We start from the raw sequence: 4,642 nt of genomic DNA, 5'->3' as shown, positions 1-4,642 counted from the left end.
CTATGCGGGAATAGCTCAGTTGGTAGAGCATAACCTTGCCATGGTTAGGGTCGCGAGTTCGAACCTCGTTTCCCGCTCCAGAGAGTAAAGACAAGTTGATATCTATGCGGGAATAGCTCAGTTGGTAGAGCATAACCTTGCCATGGTTAGGGTCGCGAGTTCGAACCTCGTTTCCCGCTCCAGATTTCAGCTTCAAAAGGACGAGCCTCTGAGCTCGTTTTTTTATGTCTGTTGTATGACAAATATCTTTACATTTTGGCTCTGAGCAATTTGCTGCTTAAGCGCCTTTCTCTTTATGCAACTTAATGGTTGCTGCTGCTTCTTCTTCTTTGCCTCTGGCGATCTCTTCAATTGTCCTCTCGATTACGTACAGCACTCTTATCTTTTGCTTACATTTATATGCGCATAAGCTCTCATGATCTCTATTCATGCGACTTAGGCATTTATTTGTAGTGCTTAGAGCTAATTCGTCTAAGACTGACCTTGTCTTTGCTTCTTCTGATCTACTGTAGCATTAGAAATTTTGTTAGTGCTGATCGTGCGTAGCGTTTGAAACTTTTAGTGCTTTGTGGCTGTGTGTTGGCCTCAAAGCTATCGTATATAGGCATTTTTTACAGCAAGGCCTTGAAAATTTACTCCATACACCCCATTTGTATACTGTGAGAGTGAATAATCTCGAGAATTTCAGATTTTTTTCAGTATTTACGACTTAAAACACGGCACTCAAGCGTGAACTGTCGTAGAATCTCACACTTAAGTCTTTGATCGGTCTTTCAGCTCAAGCTCAGCGGGGCAGTCTGTGTCGTGCACTTTGCGTCATGCGCTGTTCGTTTTTTTTAAAGGTTTGGGTGCTTAGCGCTCATTAACACCACCTAGCTTTAGCCTAAGGAACGTTTGCTATCTTGACCTGCACTATATAAATAGTTGTAAGTCTATCGGTGGCTGCTTTGGTTCTTGAGGATGCTTTTGTGGCTGTGCCTGTTAATCAACTGAAGCTTTTTGCGTTGGCTTCGGCCGAGACGTAAGTGCAACAGCTGTCTTAGCTATGCCGTAAACTCAAAGGCAGGAACCGCAAGGAGTTTCATTGCTGAATAGCGGTCAGACATAGTCACATGACTATAAGACCTAGGTATCAGTTTGCTGATGCCACCGAGCGGAAATGGATGTACGCCTGAACGCTATATAATAGCTGATGGTTTTCTTCTACAGTGTTTTAGCAATATGTTCATTACATCAATCGTCACCAAGATCATTGGCAGTAGTAATCAGCGCACTATCAAGCGCTTAAGTAAGATCGTCAAGCAGATTAATGCTCTTGAGCCAAAGTACGAGGCTCTCAAAGACGAAGAGTTTAAAGACCTTACCGTACAATTCCGCAATGAGATTGAGGGCGGTGCAACTTTAGAGACCATCCTGCCTGAGGTTTTTGCTGCCGTTCGTGAAGCCGCTAAGCGTACTTTAGGTCTGCGTCCTTTTGATGTTCAGCTCATGGGTGGTATGGTTTTAAACTCCAACCAGATCGCTGAAATGAAGACAGGTGAAGGTAAGACCCTCACCGCTTTAATGCCTTGCTACCTCAACGCCATTTCAGGTAAGGGCGTTCACGTAGTTACCGTTAACGACTACTTAGCACGTCGTGACGCCGATTGGTCCCGTCCATTCTATGAGTTCATGGGCATGACCGTTGGCTGCAATATTCCAGGTTTAGATGCAGAGGCCAAACGACAGGCTTATGCTTGTGATGTTACCTACGGTACCAATAACGAGTTTGGCTTTGATTATCTGCGCGATAACATGGCCTACGCTCCAGAGCAGCGTGTACAGCGTCCATTAAACTACGCCTTAGTTGACGAAGTTGACTCTGTACTCATCGATGAGGCACGTACTCCTTTAATTATTTCTGGTCAGGCTGAAGATAGCTCCGAGTTATATCGCAAGATCGACGGCATCATTCCAAAGCTTGAGCTCCAAGAAAAGGAAGATACCGAAGATTACACTGGTGACGGTCACTTCACTGTAGATCTCAAGATTCGTCAGGCTTACTTAACCGAGCGCGGTCAGCTGTATGTAGAAGATCTGCTCCGTGAGTTAGGTCTGTTAAAGGAGAATGATTCACTCTTCTCATCCACTAATATCGTGCTGCTGCACCACGTAATGGCCGCTTTAAGAGCCCACGCCTTATTCCAGCGCGACGTTGACTACGTTGTAGCTAACGGCGAGGTTGTGATCATTGACGAGCACTCAGGCCGTAAGATGGCTGGACGTCGTTGGTCAGATGGTCTGCACCAGGCTATTGAAGCTAAAGAAGGTGTTGAGATCAGATCTGAAAACCAGACTTTAGCAACTATTACTTTCCAGAACTACTTCCGTATGTACGATAAGCTTGCTGGTATGACTGGTACTGCTGATACTGAAGCATACGAGTTCCAACAGATTTACGGTCTGAATACTGTAGTTCTGCCTACTAACAAGCCAATGATCCGTAAGGATCTTCCTGATCTCATTTACTTAACTGTAGATGAGAAGTACAACGCCATCTTAAATGACATTCGTGAGAAGGTTAAAGAAGGCCGTCCAGTCTTAGTAGGTACTATCTCTATTGAAAACTCTGAGAAGTTAGCCCATCTCCTTAGCAAGGAGCACATTCCTCATCAGGTTTTAAATGCTAAGTTCCACGAGAAGGAAGCTCACATCGTTGCTCAGGCTGGTCGCCCTGGTACTGTAACCATTGCTACTAACATGGCTGGTCGTGGTACTGACATTATCTTAGGCGGTAACCTCAAGGCTGAGCTTGAGGCTTTAGGTGAGAATGCCTCACAAGCAGAAATCGATCGTGTAACTGCTGATTGGCAGAAGCGTCACGATGCAGTATTAGCTGCAGGTGGTCTGCATATCATTGGTTCTGAGCGTCACGAGTCCCGTCGTATTGATAATCAGCTGCGTGGTCGTGCTGGTCGTCAAGGTGACCCAGGTTCATCACGTTTCTACCTGTCCATGGATGACAATCTGATGCGCCTGTTCGGTTCTGACAAGCTCAAGAACTTCATGAAGCGCATGGGTATGGAAGATGGTCAGCCTTTAGAGCACAAGTTAGTAACTCGTGCAATTGAGTCTGCTCAGCGTAAGGTTGAAACCCGCAACTTCGATATCCGTAAGAGCCTGCTCGAGTTTGACGACGTAGCAAATCAGCAGCGTAAGGTTATCTATGAGGAGCGTAATGCTCTGTTAAATGGTGAGGACACTTCTGAGACCATTACCAACATTCGTGTTGACGTATTTAACAGCGTTATTGATGAGTACATCGAGCCTAACTCACTGCCTGAGTCTTGGAAGATTAAGGAGCTTGAGGCACGTCTGTTAGAAGAGTTTGCGCTTGAGTGCCCTGTACAGAAGTGGCTTGAGGAAGACACTAAGCTCGTTGAGCAAGACGTACGTGACATGATCGTAGCTAAGGCTCAAGAGATGTACGATCTCAAGTGCAAGATCATTGGTGAGGATAACCAAAAGCAGCTTGAGCGTGGTGTAATGCTTCAGACCATGGATATGCTCTGGAAGGAGCACTTAGCTGCTATGGATTACATGCGTCTTGGTATTGGCCTGCAAGGTTATGCTCAGCGTAATCCTAAGAACGAGTACAAGATCCAGTCATTCAATCTGTTCACCAAGCTGCTTGAGAACATCAAGTACCAGGTTATCAAGATGCTCTCTCGTGTACAGATTCAGATGCGCCCTCCAGTAGAGGAAGAGCAGGTTGCACCTCAAGGCACCATGGCTGCAGCATCTTCAGACAATAAAGACAAGGATCAGACTCCAAATACCGATCCAATGCCAAATGTAGGTCGTAACGACCCATGCCCATGCGGTTCAGGTAAGAAGTACAAGGACTGCTGCGGTAAGGCTGTATAAGCGTCGCTACTAATTAAGGATAGTTAGCCCCATAAGACAATGGGGCATTTAAAAGCACTGCAGGTCTAAGCTTGTGGTGCTTTTTTATTTTTGGTGGCTAAATAGCGCCACCCAAAATTTAAGCATGCCTCAAAATTTACGTAGTTCCACAATGTTATGTGTCTTGCCCTTGACGCAGTTGCTAGCATCTAGGCTGCTACTGCACAGCTCTGAGGTTGCTAGCATCTAGGCAGCTACTGCACAGCGCTGAGGTACAAAAATAAATACCATGAGCCTCTTAAGTTAATTGCTTTGTAAAAAAATGAGTGGCAAAAACAGTTTTAGATGGCTGCATTTAGCGTGTCTTAATGGGCTTAATTTTGGCAGTATTGCCATCTATACTTGGCTAGTGATGGTTTTTGATTAAACACAGTGCACAATAAATTTTGCTACTAAATTGCGATATTTATGCGCTTTTGTGTGTAATGTGGTGGTTTAGGTTAAAATTTGTTTAATTTGCTGTTGACACTTTAGGGGCTATTTGGTTTAATAAGCGCCGTTGCCCAGATAGCTCAGTCGGTAGAGCAAAGGATTGAAAATCCTTGTGTCCCTGGTTCGATTCCAGGTCTGGGCACCATCAGATGGTGCTAGCAACAATATACCGATGCCCAGATAGCTCAGTCGGTAGAGCAAAGGATTGAAAATCCTTGTGTCCCTGGTTCGATTCCAGGTCTGGGCACCATCAATTAGGCAGCTT

At 45.2% G+C, this 4,642-nt stretch carries 1 protein-coding gene and 4 tRNA genes; all 5 read left to right on the top strand.

Features of this window, described 5'->3' with window-relative positions; translation table 11 throughout:
* The first annotated feature begins 4 nt into the window (after window positions 1-4).
* Window positions 5-80 (top strand) — tRNA-Gly (locus RDO37_RS06495).
* Between the two features lie 26 nt (window positions 81-106).
* Window positions 107-182 (top strand) — tRNA-Gly (locus RDO37_RS06490).
* Window positions 183-1,221: 1,039 nt separating this feature from the next.
* Window positions 1,222-3,906 (top strand): preprotein translocase subunit SecA, encoded by a 2,685-nt coding sequence (gene secA / locus RDO37_RS06485; RefSeq protein WP_308498504.1) that lies wholly within the window; start codon window positions 1,222-1,224, stop codon window positions 3,904-3,906.
* A gap of 540 nt (window positions 3,907-4,446) precedes the next feature.
* Window positions 4,447-4,522 (top strand) — tRNA-Phe (locus RDO37_RS06480).
* 29 nt (window positions 4,523-4,551) lie between these two features.
* A tRNA-Phe gene (locus RDO37_RS06475) sits at window positions 4,552-4,627 on the top strand.
* Window positions 4,628-4,642: the final 15 nt, after the last annotated feature.

Source organism: uncultured Anaerobiospirillum sp., assembly GCF_902485895.1.
Lineage (GTDB): Bacteria > Pseudomonadota > Gammaproteobacteria > Enterobacterales > Succinivibrionaceae > Anaerobiospirillum > Anaerobiospirillum succiniciproducens.
This window is presented reverse-complemented; position numbering and strand designations above follow the sequence as displayed.